The sequence below is a fragment of the Azospira sp. genome (assembly GCF_030247495.1).
GTDB classification, from domain to species: Bacteria; Pseudomonadota; Gammaproteobacteria; order Burkholderiales; family Rhodocyclaceae; genus Azospira; species Azospira oryzae.
On sequence record NZ_JAOTRW010000002.1, the window covers coordinates 42,630 to 65,194 of the forward strand.

General features: G+C 66.8%; 22 protein-coding genes. 11 read left to right on the forward strand and 11 right to left on the reverse strand.

The features are described 5' to 3' along the window. Nucleotides 1-254: 254 nt before the first annotated feature. From OEL49_RS00190 to OEL49_RS00200, 3 genes are read left to right on the forward strand one after another with little or no spacing between them, the layout of a single operon-like run. Nucleotides 255-2,096: a hypothetical protein gene (locus OEL49_RS00190; RefSeq protein ID WP_287873708.1), complete on the forward strand. Its 1,842-nt coding sequence runs from the start codon at nt 255-257 to the stop codon at nt 2,094-2,096. Nucleotides 2,097-2,105: 9 nt separating this feature from the next. Further along, entirely contained in the window at nt 2,106-2,825 is a 720-nt protein-coding gene (locus OEL49_RS00195; RefSeq protein ID WP_287873709.1) for an OmpA family protein, read from the forward strand. Then, complete coding sequence (locus OEL49_RS00200) at nt 2,822-3,349, forward strand: hypothetical protein (RefSeq protein ID WP_287873710.1); 528 nt, start codon at nt 2,822-2,824, stop codon at nt 3,347-3,349. The genes OEL49_RS00195 and OEL49_RS00200 overlap by 4 nt, the downstream gene beginning before the upstream one ends. A gap of 59 nt (nt 3,350-3,408) precedes the next feature. Here OEL49_RS00200 and OEL49_RS00205 read toward each other — a convergent pair whose 3' ends face one another. Continuing rightward, complete coding sequence (locus tag OEL49_RS00205) at nt 3,409-3,729, reverse strand: hypothetical protein (protein WP_130458744.1); 321 nt, start codon at nt 3,727-3,729, stop codon at nt 3,409-3,411. Nucleotides 3,730-3,888: 159 nt separating this feature from the next. Here OEL49_RS00205 and OEL49_RS00210 point away from each other — a divergent pair, with 159 nt between their 5' ends. Genes OEL49_RS00210 through OEL49_RS00225 form a run of 4 tightly spaced genes read left to right on the forward strand, consistent with a single transcriptional unit; the run spans nt 3,889 to nt 6,770 of the window. Continuing rightward, a complete protein-coding gene (locus OEL49_RS00210; protein ID WP_014238032.1) occupies nt 3,889-4,101 on the forward strand; it encodes a YdcH family protein in 213 nt (70 codons plus the stop codon). A 36-nt stretch (nt 4,102-4,137) separates the two neighbouring features. After that, a complete protein-coding gene (locus OEL49_RS00215) occupies nt 4,138-5,439 on the forward strand; it encodes an O-acetylhomoserine aminocarboxypropyltransferase (RefSeq protein WP_287873711.1) in 1,302 nt (433 codons plus the stop codon). Nucleotides 5,440-5,449: 10 nt separating this feature from the next. Beyond that, nucleotides 5,450-6,235 carry an alpha/beta fold hydrolase gene (locus OEL49_RS00220; protein ID WP_287873712.1) on the forward strand — a complete coding sequence of 262 codons (786 nt, stop codon included), beginning with the start codon at nt 5,450-5,452 and terminating at the stop codon, nt 6,233-6,235. 22 nt (nt 6,236-6,257) lie between these two features. Next, a complete protein-coding gene (locus tag OEL49_RS00225; protein WP_287873713.1) occupies nt 6,258-6,770 on the forward strand; it encodes a DUF3124 domain-containing protein in 513 nt (170 codons plus the stop codon). A 57-nt stretch (nt 6,771-6,827) separates the two neighbouring features. Here OEL49_RS00225 and OEL49_RS00230 read toward each other — a convergent pair whose 3' ends face one another. The 10 genes from OEL49_RS00230 to OEL49_RS00275 form a co-directional block, all read right to left on the reverse strand. Further along, nucleotides 6,828-7,715: a DMT family transporter gene (locus tag OEL49_RS00230; RefSeq protein ID WP_287873714.1), complete on the reverse strand. Its 888-nt coding sequence runs from the start codon at nt 7,713-7,715 to the stop codon at nt 6,828-6,830. Beyond that, nucleotides 7,712-7,876 (reverse strand): hypothetical protein, encoded by a 165-nt coding sequence (locus OEL49_RS00235; RefSeq protein ID WP_287873715.1) that lies wholly within the window; start codon nt 7,874-7,876, stop codon nt 7,712-7,714. The genes OEL49_RS00230 and OEL49_RS00235 overlap by 4 nt, the downstream gene beginning before the upstream one ends. Before the next feature lie 66 nt (nt 7,877-7,942). Further along, a complete protein-coding gene (locus OEL49_RS00240) occupies nt 7,943-8,950 on the reverse strand; it encodes an inorganic phosphate transporter (protein WP_130458749.1) in 1,008 nt (335 codons plus the stop codon). 9 nt (nt 8,951-8,959) lie between these two features. Continuing rightward, complete coding sequence (locus OEL49_RS00245) at nt 8,960-9,598, reverse strand: DUF47 domain-containing protein (RefSeq protein ID WP_043798343.1); 639 nt, start codon at nt 9,596-9,598, stop codon at nt 8,960-8,962. A gap of 67 nt (nt 9,599-9,665) precedes the next feature. Then, nucleotides 9,666-10,412, reverse strand: a complete 747-nt coding sequence (locus tag OEL49_RS00250) for a hypothetical protein (RefSeq protein ID WP_287873717.1) — start codon at nt 10,410-10,412, stop codon at nt 9,666-9,668. A gap of 110 nt (nt 10,413-10,522) precedes the next feature. Continuing rightward, the gene (locus OEL49_RS00255) at nt 10,523-11,020 is read right to left on the reverse strand and encodes a hydrogenase maturation protease (protein WP_014238041.1); all 498 of its coding nucleotides are present in this window, start codon (nt 11,018-11,020) and stop codon (nt 10,523-10,525) included. Beyond that, on the reverse strand, nt 11,017-12,477 hold the full coding sequence (locus OEL49_RS00260; RefSeq protein ID WP_152088957.1) for a Ni/Fe hydrogenase subunit alpha: 1,461 nt from the start codon (nt 12,475-12,477) through the stop codon (nt 11,017-11,019). The genes OEL49_RS00255 and OEL49_RS00260 overlap by 4 nt, the downstream gene beginning before the upstream one ends. A gap of 12 nt (nt 12,478-12,489) precedes the next feature. Next, nucleotides 12,490-13,047, reverse strand: coding sequence for an NADP oxidoreductase (locus tag OEL49_RS00265; RefSeq protein WP_014238043.1), 558 nt, complete (start codon nt 13,045-13,047; stop codon nt 12,490-12,492). Continuing rightward, complete coding sequence (locus OEL49_RS00270; protein ID WP_205229856.1) at nt 13,044-13,757, reverse strand: 2Fe-2S iron-sulfur cluster-binding protein; 714 nt, start codon at nt 13,755-13,757, stop codon at nt 13,044-13,046. The genes OEL49_RS00265 and OEL49_RS00270 overlap by 4 nt, the downstream gene beginning before the upstream one ends. Continuing rightward, the gene (locus tag OEL49_RS00275; RefSeq protein ID WP_287873719.1) at nt 13,754-15,586 is read right to left on the reverse strand and encodes an NAD(P)H-dependent oxidoreductase subunit E; all 1,833 of its coding nucleotides are present in this window, start codon (nt 15,584-15,586) and stop codon (nt 13,754-13,756) included. The genes OEL49_RS00270 and OEL49_RS00275 overlap by 4 nt, the downstream gene beginning before the upstream one ends. A gap of 265 nt (nt 15,587-15,851) precedes the next feature. Between OEL49_RS00275 and fabI the strand changes: the two genes are divergently transcribed. The 4 genes from fabI (at nt 15,852) to OEL49_RS00295 (ending at nt 22,532) form a co-directional block, all read left to right on the forward strand. After that, complete coding sequence (fabI, locus tag OEL49_RS00280) at nt 15,852-16,616, forward strand: enoyl-ACP reductase FabI (RefSeq protein ID WP_014238046.1); 765 nt, start codon at nt 15,852-15,854, stop codon at nt 16,614-16,616. 31 nt (nt 16,617-16,647) lie between these two features. After that, nucleotides 16,648-18,060: a bifunctional enoyl-CoA hydratase/phosphate acetyltransferase gene (locus tag OEL49_RS00285; protein ID WP_287873720.1), complete on the forward strand. Its 1,413-nt coding sequence runs from the start codon at nt 16,648-16,650 to the stop codon at nt 18,058-18,060. Next, nucleotides 18,057-19,250 carry an acetate/propionate family kinase gene (locus tag OEL49_RS00290; RefSeq protein ID WP_014238048.1) on the forward strand — a complete coding sequence of 398 codons (1,194 nt, stop codon included), beginning with the start codon at nt 18,057-18,059 and terminating at the stop codon, nt 19,248-19,250. Before OEL49_RS00285 ends, OEL49_RS00290 begins: the two co-directional genes overlap by 4 nt. A gap of 372 nt (nt 19,251-19,622) precedes the next feature. Further along, complete coding sequence (locus OEL49_RS00295) at nt 19,623-22,532, forward strand: adenosylcobalamin-dependent ribonucleoside-diphosphate reductase (protein WP_205229858.1); 2,910 nt, start codon at nt 19,623-19,625, stop codon at nt 22,530-22,532. The last annotated feature ends 33 nt before the right edge of the window (nt 22,533-22,565 follow it).

Consider the following 22,565-nt stretch of genomic DNA (forward strand, 5'->3'; position numbering starts at 1 on the left):
TCCCACCCAGGCCCTGGCGACGACCACCTCGGACACCCCCTGCCGCCGGGGCAGGCGGCAAGCGCCTCCCGGCCATGCCATGGCTGGAGGCCAGGAACGGCGCCGGCCTCCAGCCACCCCAAACCCGCATCAATCCCGGACCCGCACCGCTCCCCCGCTGCGGTAGCGGAGGCCACCGGCAGCAGCGCCGGGCCGGGGTGCTAGAATCCGGGCTCGTTGCCGCCTTTGCCGACCACCCTGACCCGCCGGGCCCGATGCCTTCCTCCCTCACTTCCCTCCTCGCCGCCACCGACATTCCGGGCCACATGCTGGTCATCGCCCTGCTCCTGGCGGCCATCTGCACCGGTTTCATCTTCCGCTTCGTCCTGCCCGCCCTGGGCCTGGGCCGCCTCTTCCGCCGCACCATCGGGCAGCTGGAGCAGCTGCGGGAGAGCGGCGGCAACCCCGATCCCCAGCAGATCGGCCGCGACATCATGGGCGCCCCGCCCCTGGCCCACCTGTGGCGCGAATACGCCCAGACCCTGCACCCGACCCGCACCGAGGCCGGCCCCCGCTGGCGCGCCACGGCCCTGGCGGAAAGCTTCCTCACCGAACAGGCCCTGGTGGATACGCCCCTGCGGGCCGAGTTCTACAAGCACCTGCCGGGCATCCTCACCGGCATCGGCATCCTCGGCACCTTTTCCGGCCTCATCGTCGGCCTCACCCACTTCGAGGTTTCCGCCAGCGCCGACGTGGTGCGGGGCAGCCTCAGGGAGCTGATCCAGGGCGTCGGCCACGCCTTCAAGATTTCCGCCATCGCCATCGGTCTGGCCATGCTCCTCACCTGGGTCGAAAAATCCCTGGTGGTGGCCCGCTACCGCCAGGTGGAACGCCTCAACCAGCTCATCGACAGTCTCTTCGACACCGGCATCGGCGAGGAATACCTGGCCCGCCTGGTGGGCGCCAGCGAGGGCGCCGCCCAGCAGGCGGCACAACAGGCCGCCCAGCTGCGCCAGGCCCTGGTGGCGGAAATGCGCCAGGCCCTGGCCAGCCTGCTGGAGCAGCAGCAACAGGCCGGCCAGCGCCAGCTGGAGAACATGACGGCGGGCCTGGCCGGCGCCGTCGGCGACAGCATCCGCGCGCCCCTGGAGCGCCTGACCCAGACCCTGGAACGGATGGAGGCCCAGCAGGGCAAGGCGGTGGCCGGCGGCATCAGCCAGGCCCTGGACGGCCTGCTGGGCAATGTGGGTCAGCAGATCGGCGAACAGCTGGGACGCCAGGAGCGGGAGGCGGAGCAGCGCCAGGAGCGCCTGCTGCAAAGCCTGGAAGCCACCGGCCAGCGTTTCGAGGCCAGCAGCCAGCGTCTGGAAAAAGCCATCCAGGAATCCATGGCCCAGCTGGCCGGCCAGCTCGCCCAGCAGGTGGCCGGCGTCTCCGAGGCCATCGGCGGCGGCCAGCAGGCCCAGCAGGAGCGCCTGACGGAGCAGACCGACAAGCTCATGGGCAAGGTGGCCGGCCATCTGCAGGGCGTCACCACGGAACTGAAAAATGCCGCCGCCACCCTGGAAAGCTGCGTCGCCAGCTTCAACCGGGCCGGCAGCCAGGCCATGGGCCAGCTCAGCGCCGGCGCCGAAGCCGTGCAACTGGCCTGCGGCGGTTTCGCCGCCGCCGGGCGCAGCTTCGACCACACCGCCCAGACCGTGGCCGAGGCCGGACGTGCCATCCAGAGCGCCGCCGGCAGCCTGGCCGCCGCCAGCGCCGGCAACGGCCAGCTGCTGGAACAGCAGCACAAGGTCGGCGCCAGCCTACGGGAACTGCTGCAGGAAGTGCAGGGCACGGTGGCCCTGGCCCAGCGGGAGGCCGCCCTCAACAGCGAGGTGGTGGGCCGCCTGGAAAGCGCCGCCCAGTCCCTCGCCCGGGCCGAGCAGCGGGCCGACGTCTATCTGCAGGGCGTCAGCGAGGTCCTGGCCAAGGCCCACGGCGCCTTCGCCGACAACGTGGAGCGTTCCCTCAAGGCCGGCAACGCCCAGTTCCAGCGGGAGCTGGCCGAGGCCGTGGGCTACCTGAAGGACGCCATCGAACACCTGGGCGACGTCCTCGCCGACGGCAAGGGCTAAACCGCCGCCATGATCGGACTCCTGCCCGGCAAGCGCCGCGCCCGCCGCGAGGAAGGGGAAAAGCCCTTCTGGATTTCCTTTTCCGACCTCATGTCGGGCCTCATGGTGCTGTTCCTGGTGGCCATGACCGTGGCCCTACTGGCGGTCACCCACGAGATTTCCGAAAGCGAGCGGGAGAAGACCCGGCGCGAGGAAGACATCCGGGAGGTGCTGCAGCGGGTGCGGGACATGACCCGGGACTTCCCCGGCGTCACCCTGCGCGGCCAGTCCGTGGACTTCGGCGAACGGGCCCGCTTCGACACCAACAGCCACAAGCTCTCCGCCGAGCAGGCCCGCCTGCTGCGGCAACTGGTGCCGAAGATCCTGGCCCTGGCCCGGGACCCGGTGGCCGGTAAATGGCTGAAGCAGATCGTGGTCGAGGGCTTCGCCGATGCCCGGGGCAGCTACCTGTACAACCTCAATCTCAGCCTGCAGCGCTCGGAGCGGGTCCTCTGCGCCCTCCTCGCCAGCCCGGCAGGCAGCGCCGACGCCATCTCGGAGACGGACCAGCAGACGGTGCGGGAACTGTTCCTGGTGGGCGGCTCCTCCTTCAATTTCCAGAAGGCCAGCGCCGAGGAAAGCCGCCGCATCGAACTGCGCCTGGAATTCCGCGATCTCGGCGAACGGGCTCCGGCCCTGCGGCCGCGCCTCCAGGAGGGGGACAGCCGCTGCCCCCTGGATGCCCCGTGAGCCAAACCGGCAGCGACCTGCAGGCCCTCGCCCTGGCCCTGGGGGAGCCCTGCCCCAGGCTGGACCCGGCAGCCGACCCCGCCGATCCGGCGCCCATGACCCGGGCCCTGCAGCGTATTCGCCTGGCCTTCGGCGACAGCGGCGCCCTGGCCGCCTCGCCCCGCTCCGCCCGGGCCCTGCTGGCCTTCCGCAGCGGCGACAGACTGCGCTTCATCGATCTCAAATACCTGTGCCACGCCGTGGACCGGCCCAATCCCTGGGACGGCCGGCGCCTGCTGCAGGACGCCCAGCTCCTGCAACGGCTGCTGCAGCAGGTGGACGCCTGGCAGGGCGAGCCCCGCCGCTTCCGCCAGTGCTACCGGGGCCTGCTGCAGGCCTACAGCGGAGCGGCGGCCGGCCCCGGCCGGACCCTGCTGGGCGATTATCTGCGGCGGTACCGGCAGTACGTCGCCGCATCCCAGCCGCCCCTGGAATGGACCCGGGAGCTGGCCCGGCACCCGGCCCTGGCCGATGGCAAAGACTGAGGCACAAAAGCAGAACGGCGCACCGAGGTGCGCCGTTCTTTTTTCCCGCCGCTGCGGTTTCAGTAACCGATGATGAAATCGGCCACATCCACCCGCACCGTATCGCGGCCCAGGGCCAGGGCGGCGTTACGGGTGAAGTCCTTGGCCCAGCCGCCGGCCTCGGCGAAGCGGGCTTCGCCGCCGTACTTGGCGACGTTGAGTACCTTGTCGATGATCAGGACCTTGCCCACCGGATTGGAGGGTTCGCATTCCAGGGTGACGAACTCCTTGTCGAACCAGCGACGGGCCTCTTCCGCGGTCTGGCCGCCGAGGTCTGCCTGGGTGAACTTGAATTCGTACTCCTTGCCTTTGCCGAAAACGACAATGACGGTGTGGGACATGGATCTCCTCCATAAGGTTAGAATTGTACGGTCTATTCTATGCCCTTTTCCGTACGCTGTGGAATGGTCCACAATGCGTCCTCGATCCTGCCTTGGCGGCCGCTTCCCTCGCGGGAAGAAAGCCGCCGGCAAAGATCATTTTACGAATGTAAACAGCCCATGACCCTGAGCGACGACGAGGCCGGCATCATCCGCGGCCGGCTGCACGAGCTGGAAGTGGAACACCGGGACCTGGACCTGGTGATCGAACACCTCACCGCCAACCCGCCGCCGGACCAGCTCCTGGTGCGGCGCCTGAAAAAGCGCAAGCTGCAGCTCAAGGACCGCATCAGGCTGCTGGAAGACATGCTGCTGCCGGACATGCCGGCCTGACAGCCAAAGAACAACGAGACCCTCAGGAGAACGCCCATGGCCGGTAAGGACGGCTACACCCTCGACACCCTGGCCCTGCACGCCGGCCAGGTGCCCGACCCGCAGTACGGCGCCCGCGCCACCCCGATCTACCTGTCCACCTCCTTCGTCTTCAAGGACTCCGACCAGGCCGCTGCCCTCTTCAACATGGAACGGGCCGGCCACGTCTATTCCCGCATTTCCAATCCCACCGTGTCGGTGCTGGAGGAGCGCATCGCCGCCCTGGAAGGCGGCGTCGGCGCCATCGCCACCGCCAGCGGCCAGGCCGCCATGCACCTGGCCGTGGCCACCCTGATGGGGGCCGGCAGCCACATCGTCGCCTCCGGCGCCCTCTACGGCGGCAGCCACAACCTGCTGGACTACACCCTGCGCCGCTTCGGCATCGATACCACCTTCGTCCCCACCCGGGACGTGGACGCCTGGCGCGCCGCCATCCGCCCCAACACCCGCCTGCTCTTCGGCGAGACCCTGGGCAACCCGGGCCTGGACGTGCTGGACATCCCCCGTATTTCCGCCCTGGCCCACGAACACGGCCTGCCCCTGCTGGTGGATTCCACCTTCACCAGCCCCTACCTGCTGAAACCCTTCGAGCACGGCGCCGATCTGGTCTTCCACTCCGCCACCAAGTTCCTCTGCGGCCACGGCACCGCCGTCGGCGGCGTGCTGGTGGATTCGGGCAATTTCGATTGGGAAGCCTCGGGTAAATTCCCCACTCTGACCGAGCCCTACGACGGTTTCCACGGCATGGACTTCGCCGAGGAATCCACCGTCGCCGCCTTCCTGCTGCGGGCCCGACGCGAAGGCCTGCGCGACTTCGGCGCCTGCATGAGCCCCATGAACGCCTTCCAGATCCTGCAGGGCGTCGAAACCCTGCCCCTGCGCATGCAGCGCCATGTGGAAAACGCCCGCAAGCTGGTGGATTTCCTCGTTGCCCACGAGGCTGTGGAAAGCGTCGCCTACCCGGGCCTGGAAAGCCACCCGGACCATGCCCTGGCCCAGAAGCTGTTGCCCCGCGGCTGCGGCTCCGTCTTCAGTTTCAGCGTCAAGGGCGGCCGCCCCGCCGGCAAGAAATTCATCGAGACCCTGAAGCTCTTCTCCCACCTGGCCAACGTGGGCGATGCCAAGTCCCTGGTGATCCACCCGGCCTCCACCACCCACTTCCGCATGTCCGACGAAGCCTTGCTGGCCGCGGGCATCGGCGCCGGCACCATCCGCCTCTCGGTCGGTCTGGAAGATGCGGACGACCTCATCGAAGACTTGTCCCGGGGCCTGGCCGCTGCGGCCAAGGCTGTGGCGTAAGGAGGGGGCCATGGAACTGATCGTCCGCGACACCAAGATCTACGCCTACACCGGCGGCAAGACCTTCGACCCGAAGAAGCCCGCCCTGGTCTTCCTCCACGGCGCCGCCAACGACCACACGGTGTGGGGCCTGCAGAGCCGCTATTTCGCCAACCACGGCTACAGCGTGCTGGCGGTGGATCTGCCCGGCCACGGCCGCTCCGGCGGCGAACCCCTGGCTTCCATCGGCGCCCTGGCCGACTGGGTGGCCGATCTGCTGGATGCGGCCGGCGTGGAAAAGGCCGTGCTGGCCGGCCACTCCATGGGCTCCCTGACCGCCCTGGAAGCCGCCGCCCGCCACCCCGGCCGCATCGGCAAGATCGCCCTGCTCGGCAGCGCCGTGCCCATGGCCGTCTCCGAGCAACTTCTGGCCGCCGCCAAGGACAAGCCGGAAAAGGCCTACCGCATGATCAACCAATGGTCCAACGCCCAGGGCCTGGGCGGCAACACCGTGCCCGGCGCCTGGCAGCCCGGGGCCAGCCTGGCCCTGATGCGCCGCGCCCGGGCCGGCTCCCTGTTCGTCGACCTGTCCAACTGCAACGACTACCAGACCGGTCTGGAAGCCGCCGCCAAGGTGCAATGCCCGGCCCTGCTGGTGATCGCCAAGCGGGACCTGATGACCCCGCCCCGGGCCGCCGGCGACCTGGCGAAAGCCCTCAAGGACGTACGCAAAGCCGAGATCGACGGCGCCGGCCATGCCATGATGGCGGAACAGCCGGACCGGGTGCTGGACGCCCTGCGGGCCTTCCTCCTCTGACCATTTCCACTGGACCACTGCCATGAATGCCAACGCCCTGCCCCATCGCCTGCTCCGCCCGCTGCAGACCTTCGCCGGCCTGATGCTGGCCGGGGCGTTGCTGGTGGCCCCGGTCCAGGCCCAGGAGATCTACCAGGCCAAGAGCCAGACCCTCTACCTGCCCATCTATTCCCACCTCTGGCACGGCAACCTGGACAAGAGCGGCAATCCGGACAAGTCCTACCTGTCGGCCCTGGTCAGCGTGCGCAACACGGATACGAAGAACCCCATCAAGGTGCTCTCGGCCCGCTACTACGACACGGACGGCAAGCTGCTCAAGGATTTCGTGCCCAAGGTGCGCACCATTCCGCCCCTGGGCACCCTGGAGCTGTTCATCGAGCGGCGGGAGGACGAAGGCGGTTCCGGCGCCAACTTCCTCATCCGCTGGCAGGCCGAGGCCACCGTGAACACGCCCCAGGTGGAAGCGGTGCATGTGGACCTCTACAGCACCAAGGCCCTCTCCTTCATCACCTCCGCCCGGCCCATCGCCGAGTAAGCCCGCTGCCACCAGGCCCATGCCCCGGGCACGACACCGGGGCATGGCCGGAGCGCCTTATCCGGCGGGCCTCTCCGGCATAACCGGGCTACGCGCCAGGACCACCACCGCGCCCAGGATGAGGGCGCCGCCGGCCAACTGCCAGCCCCCCACCACCTCCCCGAGAAACAGGGCCGCCAGCACCAGGGTCACCACCGGCTCCAGGGTGGACAGGGTGGCCGCATCCGCCGCCCCCAGCTTGGCCATGCCGGCGAAGAACCCCACCATGCCGACGATGGTGGAAAACACCACGATCCCCAGCACCGCTGCCCATCCCGCCAGGGAAGCCGGCCACGGCGAGGCGGCATGGAAAGCCAGCACGCCGAACACCACCGCCGCCGCCAGCATGATCACTGCAGCCGAGGCCAGGGCCCCGGCCCGGGCCGTCAGGCGCTCTCCGGCCAGGATATAGACCGAGTAGATGAGGGCTGCCGCCAGGCCCAGGCCGATGCCCAGGGGCGTGCCCGCCAGGCTGCCGCCGATGGTCAGCAGGGTGCCGACGAAGGCGGCCCCCACCGCCAGCAGCTTGCGCCCGCTGAGCCGCTGGCGCCCCAGCAGGGCCGCGAGCAAGGTCACCAGCACCGGATAGAGATAGAGCAGCACCGCCGTGAGTCCGGCCGAGGCATGGCGCAGGGCGGCAAAGTAACAGTAGGACTGGCCCACGTAGCCGATCCCGCCCATGGCCGCCAGCCCGGGCCAGAGGGCCGGGGCCGGCCAGGCCTGGCGCCGCCAGCGCAGGATCAGGGCGAGGCAGGCGCCGCCCAGGGCAAAGCGCAGGAAGAGCAGGGTTTCCAGGCCGACGCCCTCGGCATAGGCCAGCTTGGCGAAAATGGCCATGGCGCCGAAACCGGCGGCGGAAGCGGCAATCCACAGCCCTCCGCGGAGACGCTGGGGCAACGCCTTCATGGCTGGCCGTCGTCGGCGGGGGGACGGTTTTGCGGCGGCCGGGCGAAGAGCCAGAAACAGGCGCCGAAAATGGCGGCGATGCCGATTTCCCAAAGGAAGGGGAAAGACCAGACGAGCAGGACGAAGGCGGCGATCACCGCCAGAAGCTTGAGCCAGACCATGGGTGTGGAGCGGAAATGGAGTCAGGCTCCATTATGCCCGCCCCGGACGGGGCGGGCGGCGGGGAATCAAAGCAGAAAGCTGCCCAGATACCAGGCACCGGCTGCAATGAGGGCACTGCAGGGGATGGTGAGGATCCAGGCCCAGACGATGCCGCCGGCGATGCCCCAGCGCACGGCGTTGAACTTGCGCGCAGAGCCGACGCCGACGATGGCGCCGGTGATGGTGTGGGTGGTGGACACGGGAATGCCCAGGGCCGTGGCCAGGAACAGGGTGATGGCCCCGCCCGTCTCGGCGCAGAAGCCGCCCACGGGTTTCAACTTGGTGATCTTCTGGCCCATGGTCTTGACGATGCGCCAGCCGCCGAACATGGTGCCCAGGCCGATGGCCACGTAGCAGCAGACCACCACCCAGACGGGGATGGGGTCGCTGGACTGGGACAGGCCGGCGGCGATGAGCAGCATCCAGATGATGCCGATGGTCTTCTGGGCGTCGTTGCCGCCGTGGCCCAAGCTGTAGAGACCGGCGGAAACCAGCTGCAGGCGGCGGAACCACTTGTCCACCTTGCGCGGCGTGGTGCGGAAGAACAGCCAGGACACCGCCACCATGAGCAGGGTGCCGAGGATGAAGCCGAGCAGGGGGGAGACGAAGATGAAGGCCACGGTCTTCAGGATGCCGGCGGCGATCAGGGCATCGGGACCGGACTTGGCCAGGGCCGCCCCCACCAGACCGCCGATGAGGGCGTGGGAGGAGGAGGACGGGATGCCGTAGAACCAGGTCACCAGGTTCCACACCACGGCCCCCATGAGGGCGCCGAAGATGACGATGTGGTCCACGATGGCCGGATCAATGGTGCCCTTGCCGATGGTGGTGGCCACCTTCAACTGGAAGATGAAGATGGCGACGATGTTGAAGAAGGCGGCGAAAGCCACCGCCTGGTGGGGCTTCAGGACCCCGGTGGAAACCACGGTGGCGATGGAATTGGCGGCATCGTGAAAGCCGTTCATGAAATCGAACGCCAACGCCAGCACCACCAGGAGCACCACGACTCCCAGGCTGATTTCGAGACCAGTCATGGTTATCGCTTAGGAGTTTTCGAGGACGATGCCTTCGAGGATGTTGGCCACATCCTCACAGCGGTCGGTCACGGTTTCCAGCAGTTCGTAGATGGCCTTGAGCTTGATCAGCTGGCGCACGTCCGGCTCGTCGCGGAACAGGCGGGACATGGCGGAACGCATGACGCGGTCGGCGTCGGACTCCAGGCGGTCGATTTCCTCGCAGGTCTTGAGGATGGCAGGACCCTGGTCGGCGTTGGGCAGCAGGGAGACGGCCCAGCGCACCCGGTCGCAACAGGAGACGCAGATCTCGGCCAGCTGGATGGCTTCCGGGGTGCCCTTGCGGATGTCGTAGAGGGAGACGGTCTGGGTCACGTCCTGGATCAGGTCCAGGATGTCGTCCATGCCGGTGATGAGGGAGTGGATCTCGTCCCGATCCAGGGGGGTGATGAAGGTCTTGTGCAGCAGGGCGACCGTCTCGTGGGTGATCTTGTCGGCCCGGCTTTCGGCGGTATCCACTGCGTCGGCGGCCTGGGTGGCCTCTTCGGGGTTACGTCCCAGATGGTTGATGAAGGTGGCCAAGGCTTGACCACCCTGCACGATCTGTTCTGCGTGAGCGTTGAACAGGTCGAAAAACTTGCCCTCTTGGGGCATCAGACGTCCGAACATGAATTTTGAGTTTAGGTTTTGTGACAGAGCGAGATTTTAGCACGGCAGCCCCCGGCAAGCTGTGCCCTTACGGCTTGCCGCTCTGCTGTTTTTGTTCCGGATGCCGCGGAAGCTGCGCCAGCACTCGATTCTGCCCGGTGACGAAGCGGATTTCCTCCACCTCGCCGATGAGGTAGCGCTTCTTCAGGGTGAAATCCGTGGGCCGGGCATGGATGGCCTTCCAGAAGGTGGTGCTCTCGGAAACGTAGGGCTCCTGCAGGTGCACCCGGGCGATCAGGCTCACCGCCCCCGGTTCCAGCAGGGGCGCCGCCTGCTCCGGCTCCAGGGTCAGCTCGGCGTCGAAGCCGGCTTCGTCGTCGGTACCCCGGGGCATGAAGTCGTAGAGATTGTCGAAGGCCAGGAAATAGTCGTAACGCCAGAGCACCCGCATGGTTTCCGGCTCGCCGATCTTGTCCTCCCCCACATAGCTGTCCCGCTCCTCGTTCACGCTGCCCAGGGGCAGATACTTGAAGCGGTAGTAGTCCTCGCTGGCCGGATCGGCCAGGGGCCGCCAGCTCCAGCCTTCGGTCAGCTGGTTGAAGGCCATGGGGTAGTGCAGGTGCAGGCGCCGGCTGGCCGCATCGTAGGAGACTTCCAGCCCCGAATCGGGGGCCGCCGCCAGGAGGATGTCCTCGCCCCGCCCTTCCCCGGCCGCCACGGCCTGGTAGGAGGCCACCGGGCTGGGCCAGGGCGCCGCCTGGAGGGAACCGGCAAGGAACAGCAGCAGGAAGCCGCGCAGGAGCAGGCCGGGCTGGGTGGACGTCGGATGGGTCATGGTCGTTCTGCCAAAAAGGAGCCACCCTCCCCCGGGCAGCATGCGCCATGATCTGTCGGCGGGCCGGGAACAAACCATGATGCAGGTCAATTCACCGGCGGCCCGGAATCCTAGAGCAGGGGCGGCAATCCGGGCAGGGGCCGGAGCTGGCTCCAGCGCTCCGGGTCCGGCTCGGTACACAGCTGGCGGAGAAAGTCCCAGGCCGCCTCCAGGTGCTGGCGCCCGGCGGGGCTGAGCCCCTCCCCCAACTCGAAGCGCTGGCCCCGCACACAGAGGACGTAGGCCGGCGGCGGCGCCTGTTCCAGGGCCTGGCCATAGACGGCAAGCACGGCGCCGGGAGCCAGGGAATGGGTGCTGTGGGCCGGATTGAAGAGGGGCGTCACCGGGGCGAAGCTGAAAGGCGCCGGCGTGCCCTCCCCGGCATCGATGAAAAGGGCCAGGTCCCGACCCTGGAGGTCGATGGCGTGCTCGATCTGCAGCTGGAAATCCTCCACCGTCACCACCCCGGGCAGACGGGCCTGCTCCAGGCGCTGCAACAGCAGGGGCCCCAGGGCATCGTCGCCGCGGCTGGGGTTGCCGATGCCGAAGACCACCAGCCGGCGCGTCATCCCTTGACCCGGCGGTCCAGCAGGCGGCCGCTGCCGTCCAGCAGTTCCACGGTCAGGGGCATCTGGCCCAGGGCGTGGGTGGCGCAGGAAAGGCAGGGATCGAAGGCGCGGATGGCCACCTCGATATGGTTGAGCAGCCCTTCGGTGATTTCCCGGCCGTTCAGGTACTGGCGCGCCACCTGGCGCACCGCCTCGTTCATGGCCTGGTTGTTGTGGGTGGTGGAGACGATCAGGTTGGCCATGGTGACGAGGTCGTCCTCATCCACCTGGTAATGGTGGATCAGGGTGCCCCGGGGCGCCTCGATCACGCCCACGCCTTCGCGGCGGCGGTCGCCGCAGGACATCAGGTCGTCCCCCAGCAGGTCGTCGTCGGCCAGCAGTTCCTTGATGACTTCGGCGGCGTGCAGCATTTCGATCATGCGGGCCCAGTGGTAGGCCAGGGGCGCGTGCACCAGGCCGCCCTGGCCGTGGTCCATGAATTCGCGCCGCTCGATCTCGGCCAGGGGGCTGGGAATGAAGTCGCAGTTCTGCACCCGGGCCAGGGGGCCCACCTTGTACCAGCCCTGTTCCCGGCCCATGGCGGTCACATAGGGGAATTTCATGTAGCTCCAGGACTTCACCTCCTCGGTCAGCAGGTGGTGGTAGTTCTGGTAGTCCACGCCGTCCAGCAGCACCTTGCCGTCCCCGTCCCGCAGACGCAGGTGGCCGTGGTAGAAGTCCAGGGCACCATCGGCCCGCACCAGGCTGAAGAGGTTGGAGCGGAACAGCCCGAACTGGTCGTAGAGGGCCGGGTTGCTGGTATGCAGGCGCTTGGTCAGATGCACCGCGTCCCGGCTCCAGGCGATCATCTGCTCCACGTCCTGCAGCAGCATGGCCCGGTCGGCCGGGTCCAGGGCCTTGTTCACCCCGCCGGGAACGGCGCCGGTGCCGTGGATGCGCTTGCCGGAGGTGACGCGGATCACCTCCTGGCCGAACTTGCGCAGCAGGATGCCCTGCTTGGCCACCTCCGGATGGGCGGCGGCGACGCCGACGATGTTGCGCTGCCCCACGTCGGAATCGAAGCCGAACAGCAGGTCGGGCGAGGACAGGTGGAAGAAATGCAGGGCGTGGGACTGCAGCATCTGGCCGTAGTGCATGAGGCGGCGCATCTTTTCCGCCGTCGGCGTGATGCTGGCGGCGCCCACCACCAGGTCCAGGGCCTTGGAGGCCGCCAGATGGTGGGAGACGGGGCAGATGCCGCAGAGACGCTGCACCATCACCGGCACTTCCCAGTAGGGGCGGCCCTGGATGAATTTCTCGAAGCCCCGGAATTCGACGATGTGCAGGCGCACCTGCTGCACCTGGTTGTGATCGTCCAGCAGCAGGGTCACCTTGCCGTGGCCTTCGACCCGGGAAACAGGATCGATGGCGACGCGGCGCAGGTTGTCGGTCTGGGACGCGGTTTCAAGTTCGAACATGGTGGGGAAGCCTCAGTCGAAACGCAGGATGGGATGGGAAAGCCGGGGCGTGTGGCCGGCGATGAGGTCCGTCAGGAACTTCCAGATGGCCTCCCCCGAGGGCGGGCAGCCGGGAATGAAGTAATCCACCCGCACCACTTCGTGGATGGGATGGACCTTGTCCAGCAGCAGGGGCAGTTCCGGGTCGTTGGGTACCTGGCCGCCGGGCAGGGATTCGACGCCGATGCAGGTGTGGTAGACCTCCTGCAGGCACTGGCCCACGTCCAGGTGGTTGCGCTGGGCCGGCAGGCCGCCGGTGACGGCGCAGGCGCCGAGGGCGATGAGTATCTTGCAGTGCTTGCGGAATTCCCGCAGCACATGGACATTCTCCGCATTGCAGACGCCGCCTTCGATGATGCCGATGTCGCAGGGGCCGCAGTGCTTGATGTCGGTCAGGGGCGAACGGTCGAATTCCACCAGTTCCACCAGTTCCAGCAGGTGCTCGTCGATGTCGAGGAAGGACATGTGGCAGCCGAAGCACCCGGCCAGGGAGGTGGTGGCGACCCGCAGCTTGCGTCCGGAAACGATCATTTTTCCACCTCTTCCATGGCTACCACGCTGATCGGCTTGGCGTCGTAGTCCCGCTCGCCGATGGGCCTGGCAAAGCCCTGGCGCTTGTGCAGGATGACGCCCACGGGACAGATGTTGGCCGCCCGGTCGCTGGCGGCAAAATCCGTGTCGGCCAGGCAGCCGCTTTCCGCATTGACCACCAGGTGCTTGTGGATGCCCCGGTCGGTGAGGGCGAAGATGTTCTTGCCGTCGATGTCCCGGCTGGCCCGCACGCACAGCTCGCAGAAGATGCAGCGGTTGAAGTCCAGCAGGACGTCCGGGTGGGAGGCATCCACCGGCCGGTTGGGATAGAAATGGTTGAAATGGGCGGAGAGCATTTCCAGGTCGTAGGCCAGGGCCTGCAACTGGCAGTTGCCGCTCTTCTCGCAGGAGGGACAGAAATGGTTGCCCTCGACGAACAGCATCTGCAGCAGGGCCCGCCGCTCGCCGTTCATCTCCGGGGTGTTGCTCTCCACCTCCATGCCTTCCTTGGCCGGCATGGCGCAGGAGGAGACGTGGCGTCCGCCCACCTTGACGATGCACAGCTTGCAGGAACCGTGGGCCGGAAAATCCGGATGCCAGCACAGGTGGGGAATGTAGTGGCCAGCCTGGCGGGCGGCCTCCAGGATGGTCTGGCCGTCCTGGAAGACCACCGGTTTGCCGTCCAGCAGGAATTTCTTGGTATCGCTCATCGGTGGGCCTCCACGGAACTCAGGTGGGCGTCGGCATCGTCGCGCCCGGTCATGCGCCGGGCCTCGGCCAGGGACTGGTCCAGGTCGAAGGCGGGGGCGAAATCCAGGGACTGGAGCCGGCGCTCGTAGGCGGGGCGGAACTTGATCAGGGTCTCCACCACCGGGTTGGCGGCGGCCAGGCCCAGGCCGCAGTGGCTGGCCGCCTTGAGCAGGCGGTTGATCCACTCGATGTCGGCCAGGTCGTACTTGGCGCCGTGGCCGGTGGCCAGCTTGTCCATGAAGTTCCGCAGCAGGGAGGTGCCGACCCGGCAGGGGGTGCAAAAGCCGCAGCTCTCGTGGGCGAAGAAGTGGACGAAGTTGCGCGCCACCTCGAAGAGGTCCCGGCTGGTATCGAAGATCATGAAGGAACCGGCCGTCGGCACGTCCTCGTAGGCAATGCCCCGGTGGAACTCGTAGGACGCCAGGCAGGTGCCCGAAGCGCCGCCCACCTGGACCGCCTGCACGTCGGTGGCGCCGCAATCCTCCAGGATCTGCTCGATGGAAACGCCGAAGGGATACTCGTAGATGCCGGGAAAGGCGCAGTCGCCGGATATGGAGAGGAGCTTGGTGCCGGTGGACTGGGCAGTGCCGACGGCGGCGAAGCGCTCGGCTCCTTCCAGGGCGATCAGCACCGTCTTGGCCAGGGTTTCCACGTTATTGACCACCGTGGGCCGCCCCAGATAGCCCTTGATCACCGGGAAGGGCGGGCGGATGCGGGGCGTGCCCCGCTTGCCCTCGAGGGACTCGATCAGGGCCGTTTCCTCACCGCAGACATAGGCGCCGGCGCCCAGATGAATCTCGATGTCGAAATCGAAACCGGCCTGGCCCCGGATACCCTGCCCCAGCAGCCCGGCCTCCCGGCGGCGCTGCAGGGCCGCCTCCAGGGGCTCCAGCAGGTAGCGGTACTCGCCCCGCAGGTAGAGGAAGCCCTGGCGGGCGCCGGTGGCGTAGGCCGCCAGGGTCATGCCCTCGAACACGTGGTCCGGGTATGAGGTCAGCAGCACCCGGTCCTTGAAGGTACCGGGCTCGCCTTCGTCCGCGTTGCAGACGATGACCCGCTCCTCACCGGGGGCGTTGCGGCAGGCCTCCCACTTGACCCCGGTGGTGAAGCCGGCGCCGCCGCGACCGCGCAGGCTGGACTTCTGCACCTCGCCCAGCCAGGCCTCGGGCCCCAGGGCCATGGCCGCCGCCAGGGCAGCCCCCGGCTCCAGCACGGTATTGAGCAGATCGTCCTTGCGGCGGATGTTGTCCTCCACCCGGAAGTATTCCTGGGGCCACAGGGACAGGGGCCGGCGGGAACGGATCAGCTCGCAGATTTCATTGACGCGCTGGTGGGTGAGGCGGGTGATGGGGCGGCCATTGACCAGCAGGGCCGGGCCCTGGTCGCACATGCCGGTACAGGAGGTGACATCCACCGAGACCAGGCCGTCTTCCGACACCTTGCCCTGTTCGACCCACAGCTTCTGGCACATGGTGCCGAGCAAGTCCAGGTTGCCCAGGAGGCGGTCGGTGGCGTTGTCGGAGAAGAGCACCCGGTATTTGCCCACCGGCTGCAGATGGAGAAAGGAGTAGAAGCCGGCCACGCCCTCGACCCGGGCCCGGGGCAGCTTCAGGGCGGCGGCGATGGCGGTGAGGGCGGGAGGGGGGATGTAGCCCACCTGTTCCTGCACTTCCCGGAGAATTTGCAGCAGTTGGGTGGGGTCCCGGCGGCGGTTGCTCAAAACCGCCTCGAGGACTGCATCCAGAGAATTGGCAATCGGTTCCAAAATCCCTCCCCCTTGTAAGGTCATGCCGGAGGATTATAGGTATGGTCAATGCGAAAACGTTGACACAGCGCAAGCCGCTGTAACGGGGACGTCATCGGAACGAAATACCGGCTTATCCCTCGTCCGCTAAGGTCCTACTGCCACTAGGCCTTGATCTAGGTCAAAATCGATATGCTGCACCGCAACACAAAATGCGGCATGATAACGAAAACAGGATTGCAATAACGGCCCCGGTCCAGACTGGACGCCGGATGGTTCACCTTCATTCAACTAACCTGGAGTTCTGCAAATGTTCAACCTCAACGGCAAAAAAGGCCTGGTCGTCGGTATCGCCAACAACAAGAGCATTGCCTACGGCTGCGCCAAGGCTTTCAACATCTGCGGCGCCGAACTGGCGGTCACCTACCTGAATGAAAAGGCCGAACCCCACGTGCGCCCCCTGGCCGAGCTGCTGGCCGCCCCCCTGGTGCTGCCCCTGGACGTGGAACAGGACGATCAGCTGGCAGCCGTTTTCGCCGCCATCGAACAGAAGTGGGGCAAGCTGGACTTCCTCCTGCACTCCATCGCCTTCGCCCCCAAGGAAGACCTGCACGGCCGGGTGGTGGACTGCTCCCGCCAGGGCTTCCTGCGCGCCATCGACATTTCCTGCCACTCCTTCATCCGCATGGCCAAGCTGGCCGAGCCCCTGATGAAGGACGGCGGCTCCCTGCTGACCATGAGCTACCTGGGCGCCGATGAAGTGGTGGACAACTACGGCATGATGGGCCCGGTGAAGGCCGCCCTGCAGGCCTCCACCCGCTATCTGGCCACCGAGCTGGGCCCCAAGGGCATCCGGGTGCACGCCATCTCCCCGGGCCCCCTGGCCACCCGCGCCGCCTCCGGCATCGCCCACTTTGACGACCTGATGAAGGACGCCGTGGAACGGGCCCCCCTGCACCGCCTGGTCTCCATCGACGACGTCGGCGCCCTGGCCGCCTACCTGTGCAGCGATGTGGCGAAGACCCTGACCGGCGGTACCATCTACATCGACGGCGGCTACAACATCGTCGGCTAAGAGCTCCACACAATCAAAAACGGGAGGCGCCATGCACGCTGAGCACACCGAGCAGTACATCGAAAACAAGACTTTCGACGAAATCCAGGTGGGAGACTCTTCCACCCTGATCCGGACCCTGCGTCCGGAAGACATCAAGCTGTTCGCCATCATGTCGGGGGATGTGAATCCCTCCGTGGTGGACCCGGAATTCGCCCAGAGCGGCATTTTCCGGGAGGTGGTGGCCCATGGCATGTGGAGCGGCGCCCTCATTTCCACCGTGCTCGGCACCCAGTTCCCGGGGCCGGGCACCATCTACATCGACCAGTCCCTGCACTTCTCCCGGCCGGTGATCATCGGCGACACGGTGACCATCACCATCACCGCCAAGCAGAAGTTCGACCATAACAAGCACATCCTCTTCGACTGCCAATGCACCAACCAGGAAGGCCTGCAGGTGGTGAGCGGCACCGCCGAGGTGCTGGCGCCGACGGAGAAGATCCGCCGCGAGCGGGTGCATCTGCCCGAATTCACCATCAGCGACAAGGAAGCCCGCTACCAGGCCCTGCTGGCCACCGCCGCCGGCCTGGAACCCATTCCCGTGGCCGTGGCCCATCCCTGCGATGCTGAATCCCTGAAGGGTCCCATCTTCGCCGCCCGGGCCGGCCTCATCGAACCCTTCCTGGTGGGGCCGGAGGCCAAGATCCGCTCCGTCGCCGAAGAGAACGGCCTGGACCTGACCGGCATCCGCATCGTCAATACCCGCCATAGCCACGAATCCGCCGCCATGGCCGTGACCCTGGTGCGCAACGGCGACTGCGAGGCCCTGATGAAGGGCAGCCTGCACACCGACGAGCTGATGGGCGAGGTGGTGTCCCGGGCCAACGGCCTGCGCACCTCCCGCCGCATCTCCCACGTCTTCTACATGGACGTGCCCACCTATCCCAAGCCCATCATGATCACCGATGCGGCCATCAATATCGCGCCGACCCTGGAAGACAAGGTGGACATCATCCAGAATGCCATCGACCTCTTCCACATCCTGGGCAACCCGGAACCCAAGGTGGCCATCCTTTCCGCCGTGGAGACGGTCAATCCCAAGATCCAGTCCACCCTGGACGCCGCCGCCCTGTGCAAGATGGCCGACCGGGGCCAGATCAAGGGCGGCCTGCTGGACGGCCCCCTGGCCTTCGACAACGCCGTTTCCCTGGTTGCAGCCAAGACCAAGGGCATCAAGTCCGCCGTCGCCGGCCAGGCCGACATCCTGGTAGTGCCTGACCTGGAGTCCGGCAACATGGTGGCCAAGCAGCTGGAATACCTGGCCAACGCCCTTTCCGCCGGCGTCGTGCTGGGTGCCAAGTGCCCCATCGTGCTGACCTCCCGCGCCGATACCGCCGAGACCCGCACCGCCTCCTGCGCCATCGCTGCCCTGATGGCCCACGCCTACCGGAAGCAGAACCAATGACCCGCGCCGTCCTCACCCTCAACGCCGGTTCCTCCTCCATCAAGTTCTCCCTCTACGAGCTGGAGAACGGCGGCGGCATCGCTGCTGAACCCGTGCTCTCCGGCCAGATCGACGGCATCGGCGTCAAGGCCCACATCAAGGCCAAGGACGACAAGGGCAAGAAGCTGGACGACGTGGACATCCCGCTCCAGGGCGATGCGGAAAGCCAGCACCACGAGGCCCTGGAGTTCCTCATCTCCTGGCTGCACGACCATGAAAAGGGCTGGAAGATCGTGGCCGTGGGCCACCGGGTGGTCCATGGCGGCGAGCGCTATTCGCGCCCCATGAAGCTCGACGACAACATCATCGAGCACCTGACCCGGCTCATTCCCCTGGCGCCCCTGCACCAGCCCCACAACCTGGACGGCGTCGATGCCCTGCGCACCATGATGCCGGAAGTGCCCCAGGTGGCCTGTTTCGACACCGCCTTCCACCGTACCCAAGCCCCCGTGGCCCAGGCCTTTGCCCTGCCCCGCTGGATCACCGGCGAAGGGGTCAAACGCTACGGCTTCCACGGCCTCTCCTACGAGTACATCGCCCGGGTGCTGCCGGACTACTCGCCCCGGGCCAATGGCCGGGTGGTGGTGGCCCACCTGGGCAACGGCGCCTCCATGTGCGGCATGGTGGATCGCAAGAGCCAGGTGTCCACCATGGGCTTCACCGCGGTCGAGGGCCTGATGATGGGCACCCGTACCGGCGCCCTGGACCCGGGTGTGATGCTGTACCTGATGGAAAACAAGGGCATGGACGTGAAGGCCCTGACCAAGCTGCTGTACAAAGAGTCGGGCCTGCTCGGCGTTTCCGGCATTTCCCCGGACATGCGCACCCTGCTGGCCAGCGACAAGCCGGAAGCCAAGGAGGCGGTGGATCTCTTCTGCTACCGCGTGGTGCGGGAGCTGGGTTCCCTGGCGGCCGCCATCGGCGGCATCGACGCCCTGGTATTCACCGGCGGCATCGGCGAGCACGCAGCCGAAGTGCGCCGTCGCGTCTGTCTGCAGGCCTCCTGGCTGGGCATCAGCATCGACGAATCGGCCAACGCTCTGCACGCCAACCGCATCAGCGAACCCCGCAGCACCGTGGACGTGCTGGTGATCCCCACCAACGAGGAATGGATGATCGCCCGCCACACCGCCACCCTGCTCAACCTGTAATAGCCGCAACACCCCTCGGCGGTCCGGACTCCCGGACCGCCACCGCCGCCCTTGGACGGCCCCGGCCATCGGCCAATCGCCCCACCGGATTTTGCGACCGGACTACCCCGGACCACCCCCTCCTCCCCCGCCCGCCCCCTAGGTATTTTTTGTTCCTCCGGCTGCAAACGGAACCACCGTTTTATTGTCAAAAAATGTGCCAATCCTGATTTTTCCAGCCTTTCCGCGAACCACCCCGGGAACAGCGCAACAACTACATCTAGTCAAGCATTTGCCTAGCACCACTACATGTAGTAGCTTTACCTCCCATTCGACTCCGGACTACCGGGGCATATTACCAACCGCATACCCACATTTTTGGAGAGGAAACCCATGAATCAGGTCGCCGAACAGCTCTCCCTGTCCGCCATTCCCGAAGCACCCGAATTTGCCCCGCTGCCCGAGCAGGAAATCTCCACCGAAGTGCTGGTGGAAAAGTACGCCAAGGGCAAGGAAATGAACGTGCATGACGTGCGCCGCCGCGTTGCCCGCGCCCTGGCCGCCGTCGAACACGAGAAGGACCGGGCCAAGTGGGAAGAAAAATTCCTCTGGGCCCAGGAAAACGGTTTCGTCCCCGCCGGCCGCATCAACTCCGCCGCCGGCACCGATCTCGCCGCCACCCTGATCAACTGCTTCGTGCAACCGGTCGGCGACTCCATCGTTGAAGTGGTGGACGGCCGTCCCGGCATCTACACCGCCCTGGCCCAGGCCGCCGAGACCATGCGTCGCGGTGGCGGCGTCGGCTACGACTTCTCCTCCATCCGGCCTGTGGGCGCCCAGGTCAAGGGCACCCAGTCCCGTGCCTCCGGCCCCGTCTCCTACATGCGCGTCTTCGACCGCTCCTGCGAGACCGTGGAATCCGCCGGCGCCCGCCGCGGCGCCCAGATGGGCGTGCTGCGCTGCGACCATCCGGACATCGAGGACTTCATCCACGCCAAGGACAAGGGCGACCTGACCAACTTCAACATTTCCCTGGGCGTCACCGATGCCTTCATGCAGGCGGTGGAAGCCGACGGCGAGGTGGAACTGGTGCACAAGGCCGAACCCAACGCCGACATGAAGTCCCAGGGCGCCTTCCAGCGCGAGGACGGCATGTGGGTCTATCGCAAGGTACGGGCCCGGGACCTGTGGGACCAGGTGATGAAGTCCACCTACGACCACGCCGAACCCGGCATCCTCTTCCTGGACCGCATCAACAAGGACAACAACCTTAATTACTGCGAGCAGATCGAGGCCACCAACCCCTGCGCCGAACAGCCCCTGCCGCCTTACGGCTGCTGCTGCCTGGGTTCCATCAACCTGACCCTGTTCGTCAAGAACGCCTTCTCCGAACAGGCCGAGTTCGACTTCGACGCTTTCGGTGAAGTGATCAAGGTGTCCACCCGCATGCTGGACAACGTGCTGGACGCCACCCACTGGCCCCTGGAACGGCAGAAGGAAGAAGCCGCCAACAAGCGCCGCATCGGCCTCGGCTTCACCGGCCTGGGCGACGCCCTGGCCATGCTGCGCCTGCGCTACGACCGGGCCGAAGCCCGGGCCATGGCCTCCCGCATTTCCGAATTCATGCGCGACACCGCCTACCTGACCTCCGTGGAAATGGCCAAGGAACGGGGCGCCTTCCCCCTCTTCAACGCCGAGCTGTACCTTTCCGGCGGCAACTTTGCCTCCCGCCTGCCCAACGAGGTCAAGGCCGAAATCCGCAAGCACGGCCTGCGCAATTCCCACCTGCTGTCCATCGCCCCCACCGGCACCATTTCCCTGGCCTTCGCCGACAATGCCTCCAACGGCATCGAGCCGCCCTTCTCCTGGACCTACAACCGGAAGAAGCGCATGCCCGACGGCACCCTGAAGGAATACGCGGTGGAAGACTACGCCTGGCGCCTTTACAAGCACCAGGGCGGCAATGTGGAAAAGCTGCCCGACTACTTCGTCACCGCCCTGGAAATTTCCGCCGCCGCCCACAAGGACATGGTGGCAGCCGTCGCCCCCTACATCGACACCGCCATCTCCAAGACGGTGAACGTGCCCGGCGACTACCCCTACGAGGATTTCCAGGACCTCTACGTGGAAGCCTGGAAGTCCGGCCTCAAGGGCCTGGCCACCTACCGGCCCAACAGCATCCTGGGCTCCGTGCTCTCCGTCGAGCCGACCAAGGCCCAGGCCCAGGCTGAAGAGGAAAAGAATCACCCCCAGGATTTCGTCTCCGACGCCAACCGCCGCCTCTCCATCAAGAACCTGCCGGCCCCCGTGCTGGCCTCCCTGCGCTGGCCCGGCCGCCCCACCCTGCCGGAAGGCAACATGGCCTGGACCTACATGCTCGATTACCCCCAGGGCAAGTTCGCCCTCTTCGTCGGCCATGTGGAGCAGGAAGAGGAAGGCGCCCCGCGCCGCTCCTGGCCCTTCGAGATCTGGGTGAACGGTCCCGACGTACCCCGCGGCCTGGGTGCCGTGGCCAAGACCCTGTCCATGGACATGCGGGCCAATGACCGGGGCCTGCTGGAAATGAAGCTGGATGCCCTGGCCAAGACCCCGGGCGACGCCTTCGACCTGCCCTTCCCGCCCCACGGCGAGCACAGGCGCATGCCCTCCATCGTTTCCGCCATGGCCCAGGTGATCCACTGGCGTGTGGAGCAGCTGGGTGCCATGAAGCACGAAGGCCCGACTCCGGTGGTAGACGCCATGTTCAGCGCCAAGGAACCGAAGACCGGCACCGACGGCACCCTGTCCTGGACGGTGGATGTCTTCAACCCGACCACCGGCGAAGACTTCGTCCTGGGCCTGAAGGAAATCACCCTGCCCGACGGCGTCACCCGCCCCTACTCCATGTGGCTCTCCGGCAACTATCCGCGCGCCCTGGACGGCCTGTGCAAGCTGCTCTCCCTCGACATGCGGGTGGTGGACCCGGCCTGGATCGGCATGAAGCTGCGCAAGCTGCTGGACTACCCGGAACCCCTGGGCGACTTCATGGCCTTCGTGCCCGGCACCCGCCGCCAGACCAACTATCCCTCCACGGTGGCTTACCTGGCCCAGCTCATCATCCACCGCTACGCCATGCTCGGCATCCTCGACGAGCAGGGCGTGCCCCTGCAGCAGATGGGCATCCTGGAAGCGCCGGAAGAAGCCTCCAACAGCGTTCGCCCCACCCAGGGCAAGCTGTGCAGCGAATGCGGCAATACCACGGTCATCAAAAAGGATGGCTGCGAATTCTGCACCGCCTGCGGCGCCGTGGGCTCCTGCGGCTAAGCGCAGCGCAACAATTTGATGCTATCCTCTCGG

Coding starts and splice junctions, on each gene's coding strand:
- OEL49_RS00190 (WP_287873708.1), top strand. CDS start 255: ATGCCTTCCTCCCTCACTTCCCTCCTCGCCGCCACCGACATTCCGGGC.
- OEL49_RS00195 (WP_287873709.1), top strand. CDS start 2,106: ATGATCGGACTCCTGCCCGGCAAGCGCCGCGCCCGCCGCGAGGAAGGG.
- OEL49_RS00205 (WP_130458744.1), bottom strand. CDS start 3,729: ATGTCCCACACCGTCATTGTCGTTTTCGGCAAAGGCAAGGAGTACGAA.
- OEL49_RS00210 (WP_014238032.1), top strand. CDS start 3,889: ATGACCCTGAGCGACGACGAGGCCGGCATCATCCGCGGCCGGCTGCAC.
- OEL49_RS00215 (WP_287873711.1), top strand. CDS start 4,138: ATGGCCGGTAAGGACGGCTACACCCTCGACACCCTGGCCCTGCACGCC.
- OEL49_RS00220 (WP_287873712.1), top strand. CDS start 5,450: ATGGAACTGATCGTCCGCGACACCAAGATCTACGCCTACACCGGCGGC.
- OEL49_RS00225 (WP_287873713.1), top strand. CDS start 6,258: ATGAATGCCAACGCCCTGCCCCATCGCCTGCTCCGCCCGCTGCAGACC.
- OEL49_RS00230 (WP_287873714.1), bottom strand. CDS start 7,715: ATGAAGGCGTTGCCCCAGCGTCTCCGCGGAGGGCTGTGGATTGCCGCT.
- OEL49_RS00235 (WP_287873715.1), bottom strand. CDS start 7,876: ATGGTCTGGCTCAAGCTTCTGGCGGTGATCGCCGCCTTCGTCCTGCTC.
- OEL49_RS00240 (WP_130458749.1), bottom strand. CDS start 8,950: ATGACTGGTCTCGAAATCAGCCTGGGAGTCGTGGTGCTCCTGGTGGTG.
- OEL49_RS00245 (WP_043798343.1), bottom strand. CDS start 9,598: ATGTTCGGACGTCTGATGCCCCAAGAGGGCAAGTTTTTCGACCTGTTC.
- OEL49_RS00250 (WP_287873717.1), bottom strand. CDS start 10,412: ATGACCCATCCGACGTCCACCCAGCCCGGCCTGCTCCTGCGCGGCTTC.
- OEL49_RS00255 (WP_014238041.1), bottom strand. CDS start 11,020: ATGACGCGCCGGCTGGTGGTCTTCGGCATCGGCAACCCCAGCCGCGGC.
- OEL49_RS00260 (WP_152088957.1), bottom strand. CDS start 12,477: ATGTTCGAACTTGAAACCGCGTCCCAGACCGACAACCTGCGCCGCGTC.
- OEL49_RS00265 (WP_014238043.1), bottom strand. CDS start 13,047: ATGATCGTTTCCGGACGCAAGCTGCGGGTCGCCACCACCTCCCTGGCC.
- OEL49_RS00270 (WP_205229856.1), bottom strand. CDS start 13,757: ATGAGCGATACCAAGAAATTCCTGCTGGACGGCAAACCGGTGGTCTTC.
- OEL49_RS00275 (WP_287873719.1), bottom strand. CDS start 15,586: ATGACCTTACAAGGGGGAGGGATTTTGGAACCGATTGCCAATTCTCTG.
- fabI (WP_014238046.1), top strand. CDS start 15,852: ATGTTCAACCTCAACGGCAAAAAAGGCCTGGTCGTCGGTATCGCCAAC.
- OEL49_RS00285 (WP_287873720.1), top strand. CDS start 16,648: ATGCACGCTGAGCACACCGAGCAGTACATCGAAAACAAGACTTTCGAC.
- OEL49_RS00290 (WP_014238048.1), top strand. CDS start 18,057: ATGACCCGCGCCGTCCTCACCCTCAACGCCGGTTCCTCCTCCATCAAG.
- OEL49_RS00295 (WP_205229858.1), top strand. CDS start 19,623: ATGAATCAGGTCGCCGAACAGCTCTCCCTGTCCGCCATTCCCGAAGCA.